The following is a 23210-nucleotide window of genomic DNA, read 5'->3' as shown; positions in this document are numbered from 1 at the left end:
GACAATGCTCACTCACCCTAGTTTTGATCCCGGACTAAAACCGATCCCGTATTCGTTGCAGCATTTAGCTTCAGTCTTGGCGAAGATTGTTGATTTCCCAGGAAATTCAGCGACTTTTGCGCAAACTCTTTCTTTTCTTCAAGCACTTCATAGTCCGTTAAATCAACCGTGAAGCCTCCTACATTGGTTTTTAGTTTCCCTTCAATTCGCGTTGACTTCGGAATAAATAAGTGAATGCTGCCCGTTGTCGCTTTTAAATCAGCATATCCCGGTTCAACTAAATCATCGACATTATACGTAATCGAGCCATTAACGGTTTCAACATCGACATCCTGAACTTTTCCTGCAATCGAAATCCCACCATTGATCGTTTTAGCATCAAAGACATCAATCGTGATTTGCTTGAAATCAATCGCACCGTGAACGGTTTCAGCGATGACCTTCTTGCCTTTCACTCCGGTAAAAGTTAACGCCCCGTTCACGGCATTGACATCAAATGTATCGACATCAATCTTCTCACCCGTTATTTGGCCATTAAACGTATAAAGCTTGAGATGCGAGAACGTCACTCTTGGAACAAAAACGGTTGTCTGAACTTTGATCGATTTCGTCTTCGTATGGAACAACATTTTGCGATCATCAACGCGGAATGATGTCTCTTGCAAAAACACACGTCTTGCTTCCTCAGTATCCTTTACCCGATATACCTTCGCTTGACACTCGACACGAATATCTTGTTCATCCCAAGGCTTAAAGGCAATCGAACCATTTTCCAAAGAAATATCAATCGACGTTGGTGCGATATCACGATGTTGGAAAATATGATCAACAACTACATGAGGACCAAAGTTAAAGTCTAAATCAACATCTTTAATTTTTTGAATCGCACTTTCAATAAATGAGGTGAACAAATTGGACGTCGATGAAGCTGCTTGACGTGCGCGGTCACGATAAGTCTCTCCTTCATCCCATTTCACTTTTGTCGACACCTCTGTTGTCGAAGTCGCATTTTCGCTAGTGGATCCAGGTTTATCAATCGCTTCTAATAACTTAAGACCTTCTTCAGCCGTGATCTTTCCGTCTTCAATCATCTTTAAAATCATTTTACGTTCTTCCAACATCGTCACTCCCTTAACTGATTTATAAGCCATGTTTTTTCACAGACGCAAACAGAAAAAGAACACTCAAGAACCTCGCAGTACTTTCACTCATTGCTAGCAGATAATCCGCTTCAGACTATAGGTTTTTGTAAAAGCTTCACTTATTAACCAAAGATCACGCTCATATCGTAACATTTCTCTCCCACTATTGTATTACGATAGAACCGGAAATAATGTTTCACTTTTTCAAGAAGTTGTATTTTTATTTAGGTCCCTAACCTGAAGTAACTCTGAGTTTTTTCTCAGAGCTACTTCAGGTTCATATCGGTCAATACGATGGCAATGGCTTCAATCGCTGCGCGCTACCGCTCAGACTTACCTTAAAACCTTGAAAGCGCCGTAATCATTGCCTCGAATATGTTCAAAAAGGTAAAAACCAACCTATTTGAACATGCTCTTTAATTTTTTTGCAATTCTTTTTCTTGAACCCACTGATCCATCCGGGCTTTATCGCGTTCCAAAATCGGCTTTAAGTATTTCCCTGTGTAAGAGCCTGCTACTTCGGCTACTTCTTCCGGAGTCCCTTGCGCTACAAGCTGACCACCTTTATCGCCACCTTCAGGACCGAGATCAATAATGTGATCGACCGTTTTTATCACATCGAGATTGTGCTCAATCACCAGTACGGTATCGCCATTATCGACTAGACGCTGCAACACTTTTAACAACCGATCAATGTCATCGACATGTAGACCTGTCGTTGGTTCATCAAGAATGTAAATCGTCCGACCTGTTGCTCGTTTATGAAGCTGCGAGGCAAGCTTCACGCGCTGTGCTTCTCCACCTGATAAAGTCGTTGCTGGTTGTCCGAGCCTAATATAGCCTAGACCGACATCAACGAGTGTTTGGATCTTTCTATTGATCTTTGGAATATTAGCGAAAAACTCAAGCCCTTCCTCGACCGTCATTTCAAGTACATTGGCAATCGTCTTGCCTTTATACGTAATGTCTAAGGTTTCGCGGTTGTAGCGCTTGCCCTCACACACTTCACAAGGAACATAAACATCTGGTAAAAAGTGCATTTCAATTTTGATGATTCCATCTCCACGACAGGCTTCACAACGACCGCCTTTGACGTTAAAACTAAAGCGCCCTTTTTTATAGCCACGGACCTTCGCTTCATTTGTCATCGCATATACATCTCTAATGTCATCAAATAAACTAGTATACGTTGCTGGATTCGAGCGTGGCGTTCGGCCGATTGGCGATTGATCTATTTCAATAACTTTATCAATTTGTTCAAGTCCAACTATTTCTTTATGCTGACCTGGTTTGTCTTTGGCACGGTGAAGCTTTTGTGCCAATGATTTATAGACAATTTCATTGATAAGCGTACTCTTCCCAGAACCTGACACACCGGTTACGGCGATAAATAAGCCAAGAGGAAATTCTACGGTCACACCTTTTAAATTGTTCTCCGTTGCTTTTTTCACCGTAAATGAGCGGTTATCGGCTTCACGTCTTTCACTCGGGACTGGAATGAATTTCTTACCGGATAAGTATTGACCGGTTAATGAGTTGTCATTGTTCATGATTTCTTCTGGAGTTCCTTGAGCCGTGATTTGACCACCATGTACACCGGCACCTGGTCCGATATCAATAATATAATCCGCTGCCATCATCGTATCCTCATCATGCTCAACGACAATGAGCGTATTACCAAGATTGCGCATATGATCAAGCGTTTCAATTAACCGTTCATTATCACGCTGGTGAAGCCCTATCGACGGCTCATCTAAAATGTATAGCACACCCATTAATGAGGATCCAATTTGCGTAGCCAAACGAATGCGCTGCGCCTCTCCACCTGACAGCGAGCCTGCTGAGCGGCTTAACGATAAATAATCAAGTCCGACATTAATCAGAAATCCAAGACGGTCATGAATTTCTTTTAAAATTAATCTCGCAATCGCAATATCCTTATCTGATAGATCGAGCTGTTCAAAAAACACCTTTGCATCTTTGACGGAAAGCGACGTCACGTGTCCGATGTGACTGCCACCAATGAAAATCGCGAGCGCTTCTTTTTTCAAACGATAGCCTTTACATGTCGGACAATGTTTGTGCGTCATATACGCTTCCATTTGCTCACGAATGTAATCCGAACTTGTTTCCTTGTAACGACGGGCAATATTGCTGATGACGCCTTCGAACGCAATTAAATTTTCACGAATTTGACCAAACTCATTTTCATAGCGGAAATAAATTCGTTCCTTGCCACTACCATATAAAATTTTATCAAAAAGTGCTTCCGGTATTTGCTCGACAGGAACATCCATCTCAATTTGATAATGCTCACACACCGCTTCAAGCAGCTGTGGGTAATACTGTGAACTTGTCGGCTCCCAAGCCGCAATTGCATGCTCACGTAATGTTTTTGTTCGATCAGGTACGACCATCTCGACATCCACTTCAAGTTTATGGCCTAGCCCATCACATGAAGGACAAGCCCCGTATGGACTATTAAACGAAAACATTCTTGGCTCAAGTTCTGGGATCGAAAAGCCACATTCCGGGCAAGCATGGTGCTGACTGAATAACAGCTCTTCTTGATCGATCACATCGACCAACACTCGACCGTCGGCAAGCGTAAGAGCTGATTCCAAAGAATCCGCTAACCGCGTCCCGATTCCTTCTTTAATCACAATTCGGTCAATAACGACTTCGATCGAATGCTTTTTGTTTTTTTCTAACTCAATTTCTTCCGCGACTTCACGCATTTCTCCATCAACACGTACGCGAACATAGCCTTGCTTCTTCATGTCTTCTAGTACTTTTACATGTGTGCCCTTACGCCCTGACACAAGTGGCGCAAGGATTTGCATTTTTGTACGCTCTGGGTATTGCAACAAGCGATCGACCATTTGTTGAATCGTTTGCGAAGAAATCTCGATGCCATGCTTCGGACAAATCGGTTTTCCGATTCGGGCGTACAACAAACGCAAATAGTCAAAGATCTCGGTTACCGTTCCAACAGTTGACCGAGGATTTCTGCTTGTTGTTTTTTGATCGATTGAGATCGCTGGCGACAAGCCTTCAATCGCATCGACGTCTGGCTTATCCATCTGCCCTAGAAATTGACGAGCGTATGCAGAGAGTGATTCCACATAACGGCGCTGTCCTTCAGCGTAAATCGTATCAAATGCAAGTGACGATTTCCCCGATCCAGATAAGCCGGTTAAAACAACCAACTTATCGCGCGGTATCGTCACATCAATATTTTTTAAATTATGAGAGCGTGCTCCTTTTACAACGATGTTTTCTAAAGCCATTTCCTCACCCCTCCGCCTTTAATTCAAGAACGAGATCGCGAAGCTCGGCTGCTCGTTCAAAGTTTAATTCACGGGCGGCATCCTTCATTTCTTTTTCCATCCGCTCAATCATTGCCTGTCTTTCTTTCTTATTGAGCTTCTGAGCAGGAGCCGCATAATTCATTGCCTTACCGTCTTCAGCCACCTGTGTCGCTTGAATCACATCTGGAATTTTCTTTTGAATCGTCTTTGGTGTAATGCCATGCTTTTCATTGTGTTCTTGTTGAATGGTACGGCGACGCTTCGTTTCTTCAATCGCTATATTCATCGACTTTGTCATTTTGTCAGCATACATAATAACATGACCGCCTTCGTTACGCGCAGCGCGGCCGATCGTCTGGATCAACGAGCGATCAGAACGCAAGAAACCTTCTTTATCCGCATCTAAAATCGCCACAAGCGAGACTTCAGGAATATCAAGACCTTCTCTTAACAAGTTGATCCCAATTAAAACATCAAACGTCCCCATCCGAAGCTGACGAATAATCTCGATCCGTTCTAATGTCTTTACCTCAGAATGCAAGTAACGAACCTTAATTCCAATTTCTTTTAAATAATCGGTTAAATCCTCAGACATTTTCTTCGTTAAAGTCGTCACTAAGACACGCTCATTTCGTTCAACACGGGCATGGATCTCGCCGATCAGATCATCGATTTGTCCATCAAGCGGACGAACGTCAATCGTCGGGTCAAGCAATCCGGTTGGACGAATAATTTGCTGGACCATTTCCGGCGTATGCTCAAGCTCATATGGTCCAGGTGTCGCCGAAACAAAAACAGCTTGCCTGATTTTCTTTTCAAACTCCTCAAATTGCAAGGGCCGATTGTCAAGAGCGGAAGGCAAGCGAAACCCATGATCAACAAGCACTTGCTTACGCGCCCTATCCCCATTATACATTCCGCGCACTTGCGGCAAGGAAACATGCGACTCATCCATGATTAACAGAAAATCCTCTGGGAAGAAATCGATTAACGTGTAAGGAGTTGCCCCTGACTCTCGTAATGTTAAATGCCGAGAGTAGTTTTCAATTCCCGAACAAAAGCCCATCTCCGCCATCATTTCAATGTCATAGCGAGTCCGTTGTTCTAGACGCTGCGCCTCCAGTAACTTTCCTTGCGCGTGTAACTCTTTTAACCGTTCTTCAAGTTCCACTTCGATGTTAACAATCGCTTTTTTCAGCTTTTCTTCACGAGTAACGAAATGGGAAGCTGGAAATATCGCAATATGGTTTCGCTCCCCTTTTATTTCACCGGTTAGGGCATCTACTTCCGTCATCCGGTCAATTTCGTCGCCAAAAAACTCCACCCGAATGCATTGCTCATCCCTTGAAGCAGGAAAAATTTCAACGACATCGCCTCTTACACGGAACGTCCCGCGCGTAAAATTAATATCATTACGGTCATATTGAATATCGACTAATTTGCGAAGAAGTTCATTGCGATCCATCTCCATCCCGAGTCGCAGGGAAACGACGAGATCACGGTATTCTTCCGGCGAACCTAAACCGTAAATACACGACACACTTGCAATGATAATGACATCATTTCTCTCAAAAAGAGAGCTCGTCGCCGAGTGACGAAGCTTGTCAATTTCATCGTTAATGCTCGCATCTTTCTCTATAAAAGTATCTGAACTCGGCACATAGGCCTCAGGCTGATAATAATCATAATAACTAACAAAATACTCAACCGCGTTATTCGGAAAAAACTCCTTAAACTCACTATAAAGCTGACCAGCAAGCGTTTTGTTGTGAGCCATAATTAACGTTGGCTTATTGACCGCTTGAATGACATTGGACATCGTAAACGTTTTACCGGTCCCAGTTGCCCCTAGCAACGTTTGATGCTTTACCCCTTTATTAAGTCCTTCTACTATCTTCTTGATCGCTTCTGGCTGATCTCCCTCTGGCTGATAAGCTGATTGAAGTTCAAACGTTTCACTCAAGTCAAATACCCTCCCAACGAACTGTTTATAAGTAGCTGTATTATATCATAGCTAACCGGATGAAAAGCAAATAATACGAACGCTTGTTTTTGTTCCTTTTACAGAAATTAGGTTAGTGGTTTAGTTTGCGATTGTAAAAGGAGCTGATTTTTAGCTGACCATTACTGGAATCAGCTTATCTCCCTCTTTTCCTTGAGTAATGCAAAAAAGAGACGATAACGGTCGTCTCCTTTTTACATACCTGGCGTTTTCTTCAATCTGTTTTTTGCTACGAAAAACCCAATAATAAATGATATAAAGGCAATAATTCCACCTATCCATGATTCCACTGGTAAAACAACCAGGCAAACCATCCAGGTCACAATGCACGCCCCCACTATACTAAAGGTGACTCTTGTAACCATAACCATTAATAGAAAAGGAATGATTAGCGCAAGGACTAAGTCCGTCATTCAAATATTCAAACTCCTTTTCAGCGATCTTTTTAGTAACTACGTACAAATCTTTTATACAAGTTCGTTTTATTATACTAAGCATTCTTTGTTTAAGTAAATGGTGAAAGTTGTATTTTACCTGTTTCTGTTCATTTTTATTCAAACAAGATGGGTATAAAGAAGTTAGCAATGTTAAAAACAATAGACGTTGCTAACTTTATAATGGCAATAAGATTGAAAATGACTTTGATTTATTTAGCCCTCAAAACAAACGAGAGAATAATAGACAAGTGAGGTTCGCACTCGAATCAAGGCTTTTGCGCCCTCTTTACACTAAGCTAGGCTACTTCGGGCTTTATTCTCTCTCATTAACTCCCTCCTCACACTAAATTAGACTAATTAAGGGCTTCACCAAAAAAGGCTATCCATATATACCGGATAGCCTTTTCTGTCTCTCATTTTATATTATTACGTAATCGAATCCTGCAGCACAACATCATCCTTCACTAACAATACGCCTAGTTGATGGTGTCCCCCATCATATAGCGCGCCTTGAGCGAAGCGAATCTCACCGTCGTGATTCAACACTTCTAATTTACAAAAAGCTGAATTGATTTGTAAAGCTTCATAAAATGTTGTTTCGCTGTTGACTGGTTGACCATTTACTTTTACGATCGTTTCACCAATTGCAATCTTCATTTTTTCAGCAGGGCTATTAGGAAGCACGCCCAGGACGATACAACCTTTTGACTGTGTCGAAAAAAAGATTGGTTGCTTTTCTTCGCGTATTTTCGCTTGATACGAAAGCAGTTCTCGACCGACGATTGCTAGTCCACCTAGTACGACGGCTAAAATAGGAATATAGAAGCTTCCAATCGCAAACAGCGCTAAAATTAAACTTAAGCCAATGACACGCATACCTGTTGTTTTAATCGGAACGCTAGGGATTGAACCATGAACCCGTTGATGAAAACCAATTAAAAAGGGAATGAAAACAGGCTGCAACGACATCTCACCGATCGATAGAATCGGCCAATACGTAATCGTCGGAATAATCCCTTCAGGAATAAACAACACAACGGGTACGATCCACAATCGTTTTGATACATGCAGTCCAATCCATTTGCCACGCTTGCTCTTTTCCAATCTTGGTGAGGTATAGGTAGCCCCGTTAAAGCGAATTAAAAATCCCTCAACGATCATCAACAGAACTAGCAGACTTGCTACGACTTGAAGTGGAATTTGCGTCAATTCAGCGTAAATTGGATTAAAAAAACCGATGCTTGAAAGCAAAGGTTCCATTCCGTAAAAGAGCAACAGAATCCCCAATGCAAACGTCGTTGTCATCCATTGAATTTGCAACGTCAACATAAGTAGAAGATAGAGAATCGCAAGAGCGACAAACCACTCCCATGTGATCACAATCCCAAGTCCAATCGTGACAATCGAAGCATAAACACCTGCCAACAAAGCCGGCAAAAATGGAATCGTAAAATCGGCCATTTGCCTAAAAACTCTTGTATGAAATGAATGACGTTCATCCTTCACACGACTTTTTCCTAGAAAATAGATGACGATTATGCCTATATACAAAATCGGGTTGATGAAAAAAGAAAGAAAAAAGATGCCTACTGTTCGTAATATGTCTATTAACATAGTTGTAACTCCTTCAACTATTTGATCCTGAGCATAACGTACCATATTTATGCAAAAAGGTACATCCTTCAAATGATAGAAGGATGTACCTTATAGATTCGACATAACTCTGCCGGTTCCTTTATTCTTTCTTATTCGCTAGCTTGTTTAATCAACAATTCAATTGCCGTTTGAAGCTGAAGGTCGTTGTCTCGCTCGCGCACTTGCTCCATTACTTTTTGTTGGATAAGCGATGCTGTATCGTCGTCAATCTCACCAGTCGCTTCTAATCCGTGTTCGCGTTGGAACGCGATTACCGCTTGCTTAGTCTGATCATTGAAATAGCCATCATCTCGGCCTGTTTCAAACCCTAGACCTTTTAACATTAACTGCGCATTTTTGATTTGTTCGCTCATCATGTCAAGTCGGAATGCCCCTAAATCACCTACGGATAGCGGCGCTGTATAGAAGTAATCGGGTTGTTTCACTTCAACCGTTGGCTTAACGCCCTCACCATTGATGTCGTTCCCAGCTGACGTTAACCATCTGAATAACGATAATTTTAATTCACTGCCATCTCCAAGCTTAATCGTCTGCTGCACGGTTCCTTTTCCAAAGGTTTGCTCACCGACCACATCATAACCTCCACCCTCGATTAAAGCACCAGCTAAAATCTCAGAAGCAGATGCTGAGGAGCCATCCGTAATACCGATAATCGGATATGGCTTCTTTTCTTCTAGATTCGAAACATAACGGACTTTTTCGCCGTCTCTGCTTTCAATCTGAACGATTGGGGCACCACCTGGAATAATAAGTTTTCCAATGTCCTCCACCGCATTTAAATAGCCACCTGGATTCCCACGAACATCAATGAGCAATCCATCGATACCTTGCGCTTCCAATTGTTCAAGTTGTTCTTTAAAACGCTCTGCCGTATCTTCAGAGAATGACGTAATCTCTAATAGTCCTAATGTCTGACCATCTTTCTCAATCACATCAGAACGTACGGTTTCAATTGGAATCAGCCCTCGTTCAACGGGAATGTCAAACAACTCACTCGCACCAACACGTTCAACGGTCAAGCGAACGGTCGTACCTTTTTCACCGCGGATTTGTAAAACAGCTTCATAGAGAGAAAGTCCTTCAATCGATTCTCCATCAATTTGAAGGATCTTGTCATTAGGCTGTAAACCTGCTTTTTCAGCTGGTGAATCACGGAATGGTGCAACAATCGTTACCTTACCATCTGTCATACTCACTTCAGCTCCAATTCCCTCAAAATGGGAACCGAGTGATTCCATAAATTGAGTCGCTGTCTCTTGATCCATATACACTGAATATGGATCATCTAATGCCCGCAACATTCCTTCAATCGCGCCTTCATACAGCTCTTCCTCACTTACTTCTTCGACATATTGTTCTTCGATAATTGTCAGTGCTTTTTCAAATTTAGCTAACAATTCTTTATTCGATAATTCCGATTTCATTTCCGGGCTGCTTGTAGCAGAATCGGTTTCAACGCTAGGTGGTGCTGATTGCATATAAAGTCCAAACGCTCCCAAAACCAATACGGCAGCTAAAATCATTAGAAACTGCTTCTTTTTCAATTTTACCAACTCCCACTATGTCTAGAACATCCATAATTATTAGGTTCATCACCTTAATCAAACCACAAAGCAAAAAATCGATCTCATGAATGGAATGTGTTTCACACCCATGGAAAAGCGAGCTTAACACATCACAAATACTTTTATCAGCAAAAGGCACTACACCAACCGTGCAATGCCCTCCGCTATCTTTTTCTCACTCTACTGTTGACAACAAAATCCAACTGTAGATACCACTAACATGTCCATTGTATTTTCATCTTATGTTTTACTTGTACGAGTTATGATTCCTAATTTATTTTAGTAGAGAATCACTAATAAGTCAAAACCCCACCAACCCTAAATAGGAGCGATGAGGTTTAAAGATAGACTTAATTGGATATATAACGCATAGGGTCAACGGAATTTGATTTTGCACCATTCCAACCGCCTTCATGAACTTCAAAATGAAGATGCGCGCCAAATGAATTACCTGTGTTCCCCATAAAACCTAGACGTTGTCCTTTTGAAACGCTTTGGCCAGAAGACACTTCACGGTTTTCTAGATGAGCATACAACGTTGTCACTGATCGACCATTCACATTATGAGCGATTAAAACAACATTTCCATAACTTGATGAATAATAAGATTGAACGACTGTTCCATTTTGAACGGAAACGACTGGAACGTCACCTGAACGACCATTTTTTCCAATATCAATTCCGTAGTGCATACGCCCACCCGAGAATGCACGTGGACCATAACCAGACGTAATCGACCCTGTTGCCGGACGCATGAAACCAGAACCAGTTACAGCAGGTGCACTATGAACTTGCGATGAACCACCGCTCGATCCATCACTAGACTTATTTGAACTACTAGAACTTGAACTGTTTGAACTACGAGACGCTAAAGCCGCGGCAGCCGCTGCTTCCTCTTGTCTCTTGCGCTCTGCTTCAGCAGCTTCGAATGCAGCTAATTCCTTTTTCAACGCTTGCTCTTGCATTTGTAAAATGCCTGCTTCGTCGTCAAGCACTTCAAGATCTGTATGAAGATCGCCTTCTTTATCTTGCAGTTGGCCCATCACGCGATCTTTTTCTTGGCGTTGCGCTTCTAATTCAGCCATTAACACTTCAAGATTGACTAAATGACCTTCTAATTTTTCAAGCTCTAACTCAATTTGTACTTTTGCTTCTTCAAGTAAAAGATGGTCTTCAATATGTGCATCTAATATGTTTCGATCTTGTTGAGCAATTACAGATAATGCACTTACACGGTCTAAAAAGTCTCCGAATGTTTTCGCACCAAGAACCACTTCTAAATAGTTAACCGAACCACCCGTTTGATACATCGAACGAGCACGATCCTTTAGAAGCTCATCTCGTTCTGCAATTCGTTCCTCTATGATGATAATTTCTTCTTTAAGCTCTTCAATCGCTACTCGTACTTCTTCAACTTCCGTACGCTTTTCACGGACTTTTCGATTGGTTTCAGCTACAGCCTCATCAATACGTTTAATTTCATTTGTTAATTCGTTCATTTCTTGTTGTAGCTTCTCAAGCTCAGCTTGAGCTTTCGCTTGTTCAGCTTCTACTTGTGCTTTTTCATTTTTAATATCCGATATTTCATTACGAAGCTCACTGTTCGCTAGAGCTTTTGAATTAAATCCTTCTAATCCGAAAGATCCAACAGTCAGTAATACAGCTACAGCTACTAGCCCGATTTTCCTTTTCATCTAGTCGCTCCCCCTTTTTCCTGCTTCCTTTTAATTGATCAGACTTTTTCTTCCATTCTTGTAACCTACTATGTATCAGGTGTGAGTAAACTCTCACACCATTTATCAACTGCTACTTTTATGCTTATACTTTTAAGAACTTCCGAACCGACATCATACTTCCCCAGACCCCGATAAAAGCTCCTATCACGATTAACAGACCAGCAATTTGCCACATATATGGAAATACGGGTACTAACGAAAACAACATGATCTCAATCTGAGATCCCCAATTAGTGAAGAAGTAGGAATATCCAAATCCAATGATGAAGATTGGAATTAAAGCTCCTAGTACCCCAAGTAATATGCCTTCAATAAAAAACGGCCAACGAATAAAACTATTTGTTGCTCCAACGAGTTTCATAATTTGAATCTCTCTTTTTCTAGCAACAATGGTCAACTTAATCGTATTTGCAATTAAAAACATCGCTGTAAACATCATTCCAACGACTAAAATCAAACCAACTGTTCGAATAAAATCAGTCACCTTGAAAAGACGTTCGACATAATCGCGCCCATAATTAACTCGCTCAACAAAATCGAGCGATTCAATCTTACTTGCTATTTGATCTGTTAATTGCGGTGTCGTAGCACGAACAACATAAGAGTTATTCAATGGATTCTCTTCTCGAATCGATTCAAACACTTGACCACTTTCATCTAAACTATCAATTAATTGGTTAAGACCCTCTTCTTTATCGACATAGGTAATCGTCTCGACATTCGGTATTTTTTCGATTTCAGTAAGAAGTTCTGCTTCCTGCTCTTCTGTTGTTGTAAGTTCAATGTAAACTTTAATCTCAACATCGTCCTCAATTCCGCTTGCCACATGGTTGACATTCATAATGAGTAATAAAAAAACTCCTACGACAAATAACATGACAGCAACAGCACTGATTGAAGCAAATGTCATCCAACCATTTCGCCCTAAGTTACGTGTACCTTCTCGAGCATGACGTCCAAGGGTTCTAAGCTTCATAGCCGTAGGTCCCCCTTACTTCATCCCGGACAACTCGTCCACCTTCAATGGCGATTACGCGTTTCTTAATCGTATTCACGATATCTTTATTATGGGTTGCCATAATGATCGTCGTTCCACGGTGGTTGATATCATCTAAGATGTCCATAATTTCCCAAGCAGTGTCTGGGTCTAAATTTCCCGTTGGCTCGTCCGCAATTAAAACTTCCGGACTGTTTACAATCGCACGGGCAATCGCTACTCGTTGTTGTTCTCCACCCGATAGTTCATTCGGTAACGATCTTGCTTTATTTTTCAGATGGACAATATCTAAAACATCCATCACTTTACGTTTAATCACACTTGGACTTTCTTCTATAACTTCCAAAGCAAAGGCTACATTCTCATAGACTGATAGAGTCGGCAGCAGCTTGAAATCTTGAAAGACAACTCCCATTCTTCTTCTAAGCTTTGGTATCGCTTTTTCTTTTAATGTTGCTAAATTGGTTTCATCAATGAAAATGTCACCTTTTGTCGGCTTCTCTTCACGATACATCATTTTAATAAAAGTCGATTTCCCCGCCCCACTTGGACCTACTACGTAAAGAAATTCACCTTTTTTGATCGATATAGTAATCCCATTTATCGCTTTGACATTATTGGGATAGGACTTCCAAACGTCTTTCATTTCAATCATTACTAATCACATCCATGGCATTTCTCTTAATCGTGCTAACGTTAAAGCACAGGTTTAAGTGCTTGTCCAAAAACGACAAAAAAAGCTGTTGGAATTTCGCAACTTATGTCGTTTTCTAAATCATTATAACACCTCTACTTAAAAATAGGTTGATCATTTATGTTACAATTTCATTTCAAGAACATGAAATATCTTGTAAAAACAAAAAAAACCCATTCTCTTTGCTTGAGAATGGGTTATTTACACTATTATTGCGCTGCAATCCATTTAGCTACATTTTCTGCTTCCTCTGCAGGAATATCGATCGCTGGCATCGTATTCTGACCATTTTGAATCACACCGAGAATGTGCTCAGGAGAATGCTCACTTCCTGCCAACTTAGGACCCATTGCACCTTCTAGATTTCCACCATGACAACTAATACAGCTTGTTTCATATGTGGCACGCGCCGCTTCCGCATTAAAATCCCCAGCTGGCTCTTCGGTTACCGCCTCATCTGCTGGTACAGCTTCTTCCGGTGCGGCTTCTTCTGGTGCTGGAGCCGCTTCATTCCCACCTCCACAAGCTGATAGACCAACAACTAGTCCAAGTGCTAATAACATTTTTTTCATCTTTACACCTCCCTTCTAATTGGAAACTTTAGGAGAAACTCCATTAGCATTATAACTCTCTTATTACCCTTTAGGGTCGTTTAAAACCTTCACCAAGGACCTCTGTAGCGTTCGCCACAATGACAAACGCTTTAGGATCAACCGCTTTGACAACTTGTTTCAATTTTGTGACTTCCGTTTGGTTCACAACACACATGAGTACATCTCGTTCCTTATTTGTATAGCCACCAAAACCACTTAACTTAGTCACTCCACGATCAATGTCTCGTAGAATCATTTTTTGAACATCTTTTTGGTGATTAGAGATAATGAGAGCTATCTTTGCATATCCTACCCCCATTTGAACAATATCAACCGTTTTTCCAGTAACAAACAAACTAATTAATGCATAAAGGGCCAGCTCGATTCCAAAGACGAGCGCTGAGGTCATGACAATCAACCCATCAATTAGAAAAACAGCAACTCCAAGTGAGAGACCTGTGTACTTTTGAATAATTTGTGCAGCTAAATCAGTTCCCCCCGTACTAGCACTTGCTCGGAAAACAAGGCCAATCCCAAGCCCAACTCCTATTCCACCAAATAAAGCACCTAACAACGGATCGACAAAACCGACGGACCAGTCTCTTGTTACAAACACGACAAGCGGTAAAAAAACCGTCCCAACAAGAGTCTTCACCCCATACTTTAAGCCACCTAACAAAACAATACCTAAAATAAATAAAGGGATATTAAATGCCCACTGTGTAAAGGCTGGCTCGATTCCAAACATATGAGCAATGATCGTACTAATCCCACTGACGCCACCTGACGCTATTTTATTAGGAAGTAAAAACAAGTTAAAGGCAATCGCCACACAGGCTGCACCAACCAAAATATATGTATAATCGATCAATAATTGCACCATTGAACTCGGAGGCGGTTGCCCTCTTCGTTGCTTCATCATCATCATCATGCCGCTTCACTCCTTACGCTTAGAATAACCAAATAATCCTTGCGTAGTATAGCACCAGCCCTTCACTGTGTAAATGAGACTCCGCTAATACGGTGTTGAGGTAAAGGGGTGAAGGGATGAAGGGATGAAGCCGGCAGAGGAATTAAATAATGATAAGTCGTTGCCGAGTTGTGGTAGTAGTGGAGTCCTTCGCATAACAAGTCACCTAATATAGAAATCCTCCAACTGAAGCTTCTTGAGTTCCCATTTCAGATTACTCGTGTTTACATGAACCATAGCACCTTAGTTGAGCCCTTTTTTGTTCTTATTCAAATATTGAGAGCTTCATTGTTTCGGCTTGATGCCCTCTTTTGTCTTTTCTTCTGTTTTTGATCTTTATTCCTTCTGATTAAATCCCTCTTTTGCCCTTTTTTCTGCTTTTGAGCTTTATTTCTTCAGTTTCAAACCCTCAAGCCCTCAAATCTACACATCATCTATTTAACCTCAATTAACCGACTACTTTCACTGTCCTATGCTTGCCAATTGTATCGCTGAATTAGCTATATGTTTCCGGCTACATTTGATTTCCTATCTTATTTCTAAGGTTACTCCACATTATTGGACAATTTTTCCGTTCTTTAATTCTCAAAATAAGACAGTTTATATTCACCTTTCCCTTCTTTCTTACCTTGCCCTCTCCTAAAAATACAAACCTCCTCCCAATCGCAACTGATTATCAATTACATTCATATTTTATCAATTAATCTTTTTCAATAAAAGTAACCAAAAACTCATTGACATCATAAATATAACTCTATAACATAAACAACAACATTTTATTAAATTATAATAATTATAAATAAAAATCATTCTCATTACACATTGCTTTTAAAGAAGCCCTACAAGAGGAGGACATTTGTATGAGCAGAGAACTACAACTTCAATCTAATTCATGTCATCGTACGCCAATCGAAACTGAAGATCGCAGCAAGGTTACGCTTGAGTTCATTTTCTCCCTTATAAGCGGAGCGTTTATCCTAACAGCATGGATGCTTCAACAACTCGATCATATATGGTTATCCGTCCCTTTATTCCTTGTTGCCTATGTGATAGGCGGGTACCACAAAGCGAAAGAAGGCATTCAAGACCTGATTCATAATCGCACATTGAATGTCGAGTTATTAATGATTTTGGCAGCTGTTGGCTCTGCTATCATTGGTTACTGGATAGAAGGGGCTATTCTCATTTTCATCTTCTCCTTGAGCGGCGCCCTCGAGACGTATACGGTTAATAAAAGTCATCGGGAAATATCAGCTCTCATGAATTTACAACCTGAAACAGCGACGATACTAGTCAATGAGCAAGAGCGGGTTATTCCCGTATCAGAACTAGCAATTGGCGACCACGTTCTCATTAAACCAGGTGAACGCATTCCAGCTGATGGCCAGATTATCCGAGGCCATACTTTAATTGATGAAGCCACCTTAAGTGGCGAACCAATTCCAGTTGAAAAAAAGATAAACGATGTAGTGTTTGCAGGAACCGTTAATAAAAATGGATTACTGATCATCTCTGTTTTGAAAAAAAGTGACCAGTCGCTCTTTCAAAAAATTATTAATCTTGTCCAAACTGTCAAAGATGAGAAAACCCCCTCTCAACAATTTATCGAGAAATTTGAAGGAACCTATGTAAAAATCGTACTCGTTCTGGTAGCAATTATGATGGTTTTGCCATATTATCTTCTCGGCTGGAGCTGGACAGAAACCTTTTATCGCGCGATGGTCTTACTCGTTGTCGCTTCACCTTGTGCGCTGATCGCCTCCATCATGCCGGCGACATTATCCGCTATCTCGAATGGCGCGCGCCAAGGAATTTTATTTAAAGGTGGCACACATCTTGAAAAGTTAGCTTCATTAAAAGCTATCGCCTTAGATAAGACAGGGACGCTCACCAAGGGCAAACCAGAGGTGACCGATCTGATCCTCCGCGCAGGGATGGACCGAGATTATTTTTTACAAGTGACCTCTTCGATCGAGAAATTATCCAACCACCCATTAGCGGAAGCGATCGTAAACTATGGGAAACAACAAGGTGTTACATCATTTGTGGAAGTAGAAGACTTGAGAGACATCATTGGTTTTGGACTTGAAGCAGCCATTGACGGCGTTAACTGGAAAGTTGGAAATCGTCGTTTTGCAGGAGAGGAAAGAGCCGTCCAGTTTACCACTGAACAAACTAGGCAGTTATTAAAAGAAGGAAAAACACTTGTTTATGTAACAGATGCAGAAGGAATTGCCGGAGTGCTTGCTCTTCAAGATACAATCCGAAAAGAAACGATCGACGCGATTCAATCATTTAAAAACCAAGGCATTTATACAGTGATGTTAACAGGTGATCATGAAGAAACTGCAAAGGCCATTCAAGCCATGACAGATTTAGATGAGTATGTCGCCAATTGTTTACCTGAACAAAAGGTCAATGAGATCAAACGACTAAACAAAAGATATCAAATGAGTGCAATGGTTGGTGACGGCATTAACGACGCACCTGCTCTTGCTACAGCGAATATCGGGATTGCGATGGGAGGAGGCACCGACGCAGTCATCGAAACATCTGATGTCGTGTTAATGAAAAATGACTTAACGAAAATTGCAAAAGCAATAGAATTATCGAAGCGCACGAACCGAATTGTAAAACAAAACATCGCATTCTCCCTTTTTGTTATCATCTCATTAATCATTTCGAACTTCTTCGGTCACATTTCATTACCGCTTGGTGTTATCGGCCATGAAGGCAGTACTATTCTCGTCATTCTTAACGGATTAAGGTTGTTGCGAGGCTAATCAACGGTCGCAGAGCGGATCGTCTGATCAAAGAAAAAAACGAGTGTGAAATCTATGATTTCACACTCGTAAACTCTCTTTTAATTATTCGTCTCATCCCTGCCCTGTCCTATTGACAAACGCAAGTACGCATCAATAAAGCCATCTAGTTCGCCATCCATAACTGCATTCGTATTTCCAATTTCAAAACCAGTACGGTGGTCCTTCACCATACTATACGGATGAAACACGTAAGAGCGAATTTGACTTCCCCAGCCAATTTCCTTTTGCTCCCCACGAATTTCATCTAGTTGCGCTTGTTGTTCTTCAATCTTCAATTGATAGAGCTTCGCGTTCATCATTTTCATCGCGCGCTCACGGTTTTTAATCTGAGATCGTTCCGTTTGGCAAGTCACGACTGTATTGGTCGGTAAATGCGTAATCCGTACAGCGGAGTCCGTCGTGTTAATATGCTGACCACCAGCGCCACTTGCTCGGTACGTATCAACTTTTAAATCCTCTGGCGAAATATCAATGTCTACATTATCATCTAATTCCGGCATGATCTCACACGAAACGAACGACGTATGACGACGACCAGATGAATCAAATGGCGAGATTCTTACAAGGCGATGAACACCTTTTTCAGCCTTTAAGTAGCCGTACGCGTTATGCCCTTTTATGAGAAGAGTTACACTTTTCACGCCAGCCTCATCACCAGGAAGGTAATCCATCGTCTCCACTTTAAAGCCTCTGCCTTCTGCCCAACGCGTATACATCCGTAATAGCATCGAAGCCCAGTCTTGTGACTCAGTTCCACCAGCTCCAGGATGAAGCTCAAGCAGCGCATTGTTTTTATCATATGGCTCACTTAATAGCATCTGAAGTTCATAGTCATTCATTTCTTGTGTAAGTGCTTTTACACCGATTTCGAGTTCTTTTTGCAACTCTTCGTCAGCTTCTTCTTTGACTAGTTCATAGGAAACTTCCAAGTCCTCAAACTTTTCAGCCATCTCTAAAAATGTATTCACTTGTTCTTTCAGCGCGTTTGTCTCATTTATGACCACCTGTGCTGCTTCCTGGCTATTCCAAAAATCAGGGTCGGTCATTTTTTCCTCTAACTCGGCAATTCGTTCTTGCTTTTCATCAAGGTCAAAGAGACCCCCTAAATTCTATTAATCGTTTTTCCACTTGAGCCAGTTCATGCTTTACTTCTACTAATTCCATTTTCTCACCTCAGGGCAATTGCCAGTAACTACTCTACTAGCAAATCCACATCTTTCTTTGATTATTGTGCTGCACCGCAGCAGTTTTTGTATTTTTTACCACTTCCGCATGTACACGCATCGTTACGACCGACTGTGACCCCTTTGCGAATAGGCTTGCGCTTTTTCGGTTCTTTCTCCGCGCTTTGTTGCATCGCTTTTCCTTCAGCAACTTCTTTGCGCTCAAGATTTTGTTGAACTTGCGCTTTCATGATGTACATCGCGACTTCTTCTTCGATTGAGTCGACCATCGCCTCAAACATTTCAAAGCCCTCGAAGCGGTATTCACGAAGCGGATCATTTTGTCCGTAGGCACGTAAATGAATCCCTTGACGAAGCTGATCCATTTGATCGATGTGGTTCATCCACTTGCGGTCAACCGTACGAAGCATGATTACCTTTTCGAACTCACGCATATGTTCAGGCGTGAACTGCTTTTCTTTTTCATTGTAACTACTCGTTACCTTCTCCAAGATAGTCTCGATCATTTCCTCAGGATCTTTGCCATTTAAATCTTTGACTGTTAACTCTTCTTCATTGAGAAGGTTAGCCTTCACGTAATTGACGACCGCCGTAAGATCCCAATCCTCTGGCACTTCACTTTCAGGTGTATGCAAGCGCACCGTGCGCTCAATCACGGACTTAATCATTGTCTCAACAATCGCACGTAAATTCTCAGATTCGAGAACTTCCATACGCTGCTTGTAAATGATTTCACGCTGCTCACGCATGACATCATCATATTGGAGAATTTGTTTACGAGCATCAAAGTTATTACCCTCAACTCGCTTTTGCGCCGTCTCAACCGCACGAGAAACAAGCTTGCTTTCGATCGGCTCATCTTCTTCCATGCCAAGACGATCCATCATCGCACCCATTCGCTCTGATCCGAAACGGCGCATCAATTCATCTTCCATCGATAAATAAAATTGCGTCGAACCCGGATCGCCTTGACGACCAGAACGACCACGAAGCTGATTGTCAATCCGACGACTTTCGTGACGCTCAGTTCCAAGTACATGAAGCCCACCTAATTCAATAACGCCTTCACCCAATTTAATATCCGTACCACGACCGGCCATGTTTGTCGCGATCGTAATCGCGCCTTTTTGACCAGCACCTTCAATGATTTCCGCTTCCTTTTCATGGTTCTTCGCATTTAAAACATGGTGAGGAACTTTTCTCTTCTTTAAATAATTCGAGACAAGCTCCGATGATTCAACACTGACCGTACCAACTAAAACAGGTTGCCCACTCTTGTACTTTTCTTCAATTTCATTGATAACGGCTTTGAATTTCGCTTCCATCGTTTTAAAAATAAGATCGGGCTTATCATCACGAACAATCGGTCGATTCGTCGGAATGACCATAACATCCATTCCGTAAATGTTACGGAACTCTTCTTCCTCTGTTTTCGCCGTACCTGTCATCCCAGCTAATTTTTGATATCTACGGAAGTAGTTTTGGAATGTAATCGAAGCAAGCGTCATGCTTTCCTTTTGAATCTGCATGCCTTCTTTTGCTTCAATTGCTTGATGAAGACCATCGCTGTAACGACGTCCTTTCATTAAACGACCAGTAAATTGGTCAACGATCACGACTTCGCCATCTTCAACGACATAGTCTGCATCGCGGTGCATCACAACAAAGGCTTTTAACGATTGGTTTAAATGATGGTTCAATTGAACATGCTGTTGGTCATAGAGATTATCAATGCCAAATGCTCGCTCCGCCTTATTCACACCTTCTTCTGTTAACTGGACATTCTTTGTTTTTTCATCAAAGGTATAGTCTTCTTCTTTTTTCAAGACACGAATGAACGAATTCGCTTGTTGATAAAGCTGTGTAGAGCGCTCGACTGAACCAGAAATAATCAACGGTGTCCGTGCTTCATCGACCAAGATTGAATCGACTTCATCGACTAACGCGAAATGAAGCGGGCGTTGCACCATTTGTTCCTTGTAAAGCACCATATTATCACGTAAGTAATCAAAACCTAACTCGTTGTTCGTGCTGTATGTCACGTCAGCTAAATACGCTTCACGTTTTTCGTCCTTAGAAAGTTCTGAGGCATTCAACCCTACTGTCAAACCTAAAAATTGAAAAAGCTCTCCCATAAGTTCACAGTCACGGCCAGCTAAGTATTCATTGACCGTCACAACATGAACACCTTTTCCTGAAATCGCATTTAAATAGACGGCAAGCGAACCAACGAGCGTTTTCCCTTCCCCTGTTTTCATTTCAGCGATATTCCCTTGATGAAGGGCAATGGCACCTAGAAGCTGAACAGGATATGGAGTCATATGTAAAACACGAGTAGACGCTTCACGAACAACCGCGAAAGCTTCTACCAATAAAGCATCTAAAGTTTCACCTTTTTGATAACGTTGTTTAAAATCTTCTGTTTTTGCACGAAGCTCATCATCGGAAAGCTTCTTTGTATCTGAAGCTAAAGCTTCAATTTGATCAACGAGCTTCTCATTTTTCTTGACTTGTCGTTGACTCGGATCCCCGATCACTTTCTTTAATAAACCTAACATCAGATTCGCCCTCTCTTTTTTCAGCCCGCAGAAACCAAACACGAGCATGACGCATTTTCACTTACTCTAATTTTATCAGTTAACACTAGGTCTTACAAGAGACACCACTAGAGAGGGCTAACCAAAAAGGATGAAGGGATCCATAAAAAGGTCGAACTTTGCCTTTTTATGGATCCCTATGCAAGGAGCGAAACCACTGCATTCTCTTAAGCCCACCCTAAGCGCACTTCTCAGGGCGGGTGCACAGCGTGTGGAGCCCTTGCAAAAAACCATCGCCAAAGGCACAAACTTAAGCAAAAGGTCGTACTTTACCTTTATATATATCCCAGTGCAAGGAGCGAAACCACTGCATTCTCTTAAGCCCACCCTAAGCGCACTTCTCAGGGCGGGCGCACAGCGTGGTACAGCCCTTGCAAATAACCATCACCAAAGCCACACCCTTAACCAAAAGGTCGAACTTACCTTTTTAAAGTTCCCGGTGCCATGTGCAGAGCTGCTGCATTCCATTAAGCCCATACTGCGCGCACTTCTCAGGGCGGGCGCACAGCGTGGTACAGCCCTTGCAAATAACCATCACCAAAGCCACACCCTTAACCAAAAAGTCGAACTTACCTTTTTAAGGTTCCCGGTGCCATGTGCAGAGCTGCTGCATTCTCTTAAGCCCGCCCTGAATACACTTCTCAAGACTGGCACAGAGCCGGTGTTAGCCACTGCAAACTTCGCCGTCATCAAGGCAGCTTCTCCCTTCATAGGCAGGTTTCCATCTTCCTATTTTATTTCTACAACTTCAGTTGCTCCCTCCGCACTTGGCGCATACCTTATGCATGAGGAGGGATTTTATGCAAATTTTAAACTGGGGAGTAGACTCTGCGTCGGCTGTAACAGAAGATTTATATCAATGTGTCGTTGAAAATTTTGGCCAGCCTGATTTCTGGGGACGTTACTTATCAACGATCCCTAATGTGAGTGATGGATTAACAGTGGAAGAAATTCGTCGGATTCAAGATCGCGGTATGAAGATCATGCCGATTTATAATAATTTCAGAGAGGCTGTCGGAGCTCGTACGGGCGCTGTCGCTGCTCGAAATGCGATTTTCAAAGCAAGGCAGCTCGGAATCTCGGAAGGAAGCTTTGTGTTTGCAAATGTCGAACGATTTTTCGTAGTAGATGCAGATTGGATCATTGCATGGGTCGAAACGATGTATAACAGTCCTTATCGTCCCGGGATTTACGCCGATCCTGATGAAGGACCTTTTAACGAGGCCTATTGCCAAGCATCAGCATCGAGCTCCCTCGTCCGTCAACAAACGGTCATTTTGAGTGCAGAGCCCGAGCCTGGACCTACGCCGAAAAGACGAGCACCGAAAAGGTTCAACCCAAGTAAACCTGATTGCGAAGCCAATGTCTGGGCATGGCAATACGGGCGCGACGCAGATCAATGTCCAATTGATACCGTGTTAATTGAGCAACGATTGTTTCAGAGTTTATTTTAAGAGTCTGTTCAAAAAGGGGTGATTTTTCCCTTTTTGAACAGACTCGA

General features: G+C 41.9%; 15 protein-coding genes. 2 read left to right on the top strand and 13 right to left on the bottom strand.

Annotated features, from left to right (window positions below):
- Window positions 1–17: 17 nt before the first annotated feature.
- From LDX58_RS13125 to LDX58_RS13075, 11 genes are all read right to left on the bottom strand, one after another.
- Window positions 18–1121: a DUF4097 family beta strand repeat-containing protein gene (locus LDX58_RS13125; RefSeq protein WP_227937294.1), complete on the bottom strand. Its 1104-nt coding sequence runs from the start codon at window positions 1119–1121 to the stop codon at window positions 18–20.
- A gap of 437 nt (window positions 1122–1558) precedes the next feature.
- Window positions 1559–4432 carry an excinuclease ABC subunit UvrA gene (uvrA, locus tag LDX58_RS13120; RefSeq protein ID WP_227937293.1) on the bottom strand — a complete coding sequence of 958 codons (2874 nt, stop codon included), beginning with the start codon at window positions 4430–4432 and terminating at the stop codon, window positions 1559–1561.
- A 4-nt stretch (window positions 4433–4436) separates the two neighbouring features.
- The gene (gene uvrB, locus LDX58_RS13115; protein WP_227937292.1) at window positions 4437–6416 is read right to left on the bottom strand and encodes an excinuclease ABC subunit UvrB; all 1980 of its coding nucleotides are present in this window, start codon (window positions 6414–6416) and stop codon (window positions 4437–4439) included.
- A gap of 233 nt (window positions 6417–6649) precedes the next feature.
- Entirely contained in the window at window positions 6650–6868 is a 219-nt protein-coding gene (locus LDX58_RS13110; RefSeq protein WP_227937291.1) for a DUF2198 family protein, read from the bottom strand.
- Between the two features lie 450 nt (window positions 6869–7318).
- The gene (locus LDX58_RS13105) at window positions 7319–8506 is read right to left on the bottom strand and encodes a PDZ domain-containing protein (RefSeq protein WP_227937290.1); all 1188 of its coding nucleotides are present in this window, start codon (window positions 8504–8506) and stop codon (window positions 7319–7321) included.
- 131 nt (window positions 8507–8637) lie between these two features.
- The gene (locus LDX58_RS13100) at window positions 8638–10092 is read right to left on the bottom strand and encodes a S41 family peptidase (RefSeq protein ID WP_227937289.1); all 1455 of its coding nucleotides are present in this window, start codon (window positions 10090–10092) and stop codon (window positions 8638–8640) included.
- Between the two features lie 371 nt (window positions 10093–10463).
- Entirely contained in the window at window positions 10464–11807 is a 1344-nt protein-coding gene (locus tag LDX58_RS13095; protein WP_227937288.1) for a murein hydrolase activator EnvC family protein, read from the bottom strand.
- A gap of 124 nt (window positions 11808–11931) precedes the next feature.
- The gene (gene ftsX, locus LDX58_RS13090; protein WP_227937287.1) at window positions 11932–12825 is read right to left on the bottom strand and encodes a permease-like cell division protein FtsX; all 894 of its coding nucleotides are present in this window, start codon (window positions 12823–12825) and stop codon (window positions 11932–11934) included.
- Window positions 12815–13501, bottom strand: a complete 687-nt coding sequence (gene ftsE, locus LDX58_RS13085; protein WP_227937286.1) for a cell division ATP-binding protein FtsE — start codon at window positions 13499–13501, stop codon at window positions 12815–12817. Before ftsE ends, ftsX begins: the two co-directional genes overlap by 11 nt.
- A 248-nt stretch (window positions 13502–13749) precedes the next feature.
- Window positions 13750–14112: a c-type cytochrome gene (locus tag LDX58_RS13080; protein WP_227937285.1), complete on the bottom strand. Its 363-nt coding sequence runs from the start codon at window positions 14110–14112 to the stop codon at window positions 13750–13752.
- A gap of 70 nt (window positions 14113–14182) precedes the next feature.
- A complete protein-coding gene (locus LDX58_RS13075; RefSeq protein WP_227937523.1) occupies window positions 14183–15055 on the bottom strand; it encodes a YitT family protein in 873 nt (290 codons plus the stop codon).
- A 908-nt stretch (window positions 15056–15963) separates the two neighbouring features.
- Between LDX58_RS13075 and LDX58_RS13070 the strand changes: the two genes are divergently transcribed.
- Window positions 15964–17886, top strand: coding sequence for a heavy metal translocating P-type ATPase (locus tag LDX58_RS13070; RefSeq protein WP_227937284.1), 1923 nt, complete (start codon window positions 15964–15966; stop codon window positions 17884–17886).
- An 80-nt stretch (window positions 17887–17966) separates the two neighbouring features.
- Here LDX58_RS13070 and prfB read toward each other — a convergent pair.
- Together prfB and secA are read right to left on the bottom strand one after the other, a co-directional pair.
- Window positions 17967–19092, bottom strand: a protein-coding gene (prfB, locus tag LDX58_RS13065; protein ID WP_227937283.1) for a peptide chain release factor 2 whose coding sequence is annotated in 2 segments (ribosomal slippage) — window positions 17967–19019 and window positions 19021–19092 — 1125 coding nt in all. Because the reading frame shifts where the segments join, the coding sequence is not laid out codon by codon here.
- A gap of 61 nt (window positions 19093–19153) precedes the next feature.
- Window positions 19154–21670: a preprotein translocase subunit SecA gene (gene secA, locus LDX58_RS13060; protein ID WP_227937282.1), complete on the bottom strand. Its 2517-nt coding sequence runs from the start codon at window positions 21668–21670 to the stop codon at window positions 19154–19156.
- An 839-nt stretch (window positions 21671–22509) separates the two neighbouring features.
- Here secA and LDX58_RS13055 point away from each other — a divergent pair.
- On the top strand, window positions 22510–23163 hold the full coding sequence (locus tag LDX58_RS13055) for a glycoside hydrolase domain-containing protein (protein WP_227937281.1): 654 nt from the start codon (window positions 22510–22512) through the stop codon (window positions 23161–23163).
- Window positions 23164–23210: the final 47 nt, after the last annotated feature.

Origin of the sequence: Alkalihalobacillus deserti, from assembly GCF_020734105.1 — a bacterium.
Classification (GTDB): Bacteria; Bacillota; Bacilli; order Bacillales; family Bacillaceae_D; genus Halalkalibacter; species Halalkalibacter deserti.
The sequence above is the reverse complement of the archived record's forward strand: the minus strand, read 5'-3'. Positions and strand labels throughout refer to the sequence as shown.

Coding starts and splice junctions, on each gene's coding strand:
- LDX58_RS13125 (WP_227937294.1), bottom strand. CDS start 1,121: ATGTTGGAAGAACGTAAAATGATTTTAAAGATGATTGAAGACGGAAAG.
- uvrA (WP_227937293.1), bottom strand. CDS start 4,432: ATGGCTTTAGAAAACATCGTTGTAAAAGGAGCACGCTCTCATAATTTA.
- LDX58_RS13110 (WP_227937291.1), bottom strand. CDS start 6,868: ATGACGGACTTAGTCCTTGCGCTAATCATTCCTTTTCTATTAATGGTT.
- LDX58_RS13105 (WP_227937290.1), bottom strand. CDS start 8,506: ATGTTAATAGACATATTACGAACAGTAGGCATCTTTTTTCTTTCTTTT.
- LDX58_RS13095 (WP_227937288.1), bottom strand. CDS start 11,807: ATGAAAAGGAAAATCGGGCTAGTAGCTGTAGCTGTATTACTGACTGTT.
- ftsX (WP_227937287.1), bottom strand. CDS start 12,825: ATGAAGCTTAGAACCCTTGGACGTCATGCTCGAGAAGGTACACGTAAC.
- ftsE (WP_227937286.1), bottom strand. CDS start 13,501: ATGATTGAAATGAAAGACGTTTGGAAGTCCTATCCCAATAATGTCAAA.
- LDX58_RS13080 (WP_227937285.1), bottom strand. CDS start 14,112: ATGAAAAAAATGTTATTAGCACTTGGACTAGTTGTTGGTCTATCAGCT.
- LDX58_RS13075 (WP_227937523.1), bottom strand. CDS start 15,055: ATGATGAAGCAACGAAGAGGGCAACCGCCTCCGAGTTCAATGGTGCAA.
- LDX58_RS13070 (WP_227937284.1), top strand. CDS start 15,964: ATGAGCAGAGAACTACAACTTCAATCTAATTCATGTCATCGTACGCCA.
- secA (WP_227937282.1), bottom strand. CDS start 21,670: ATGTTAGGTTTATTAAAGAAAGTGATCGGGGATCCGAGTCAACGACAA.
- LDX58_RS13055 (WP_227937281.1), top strand. CDS start 22,510: ATGCAAATTTTAAACTGGGGAGTAGACTCTGCGTCGGCTGTAACAGAA.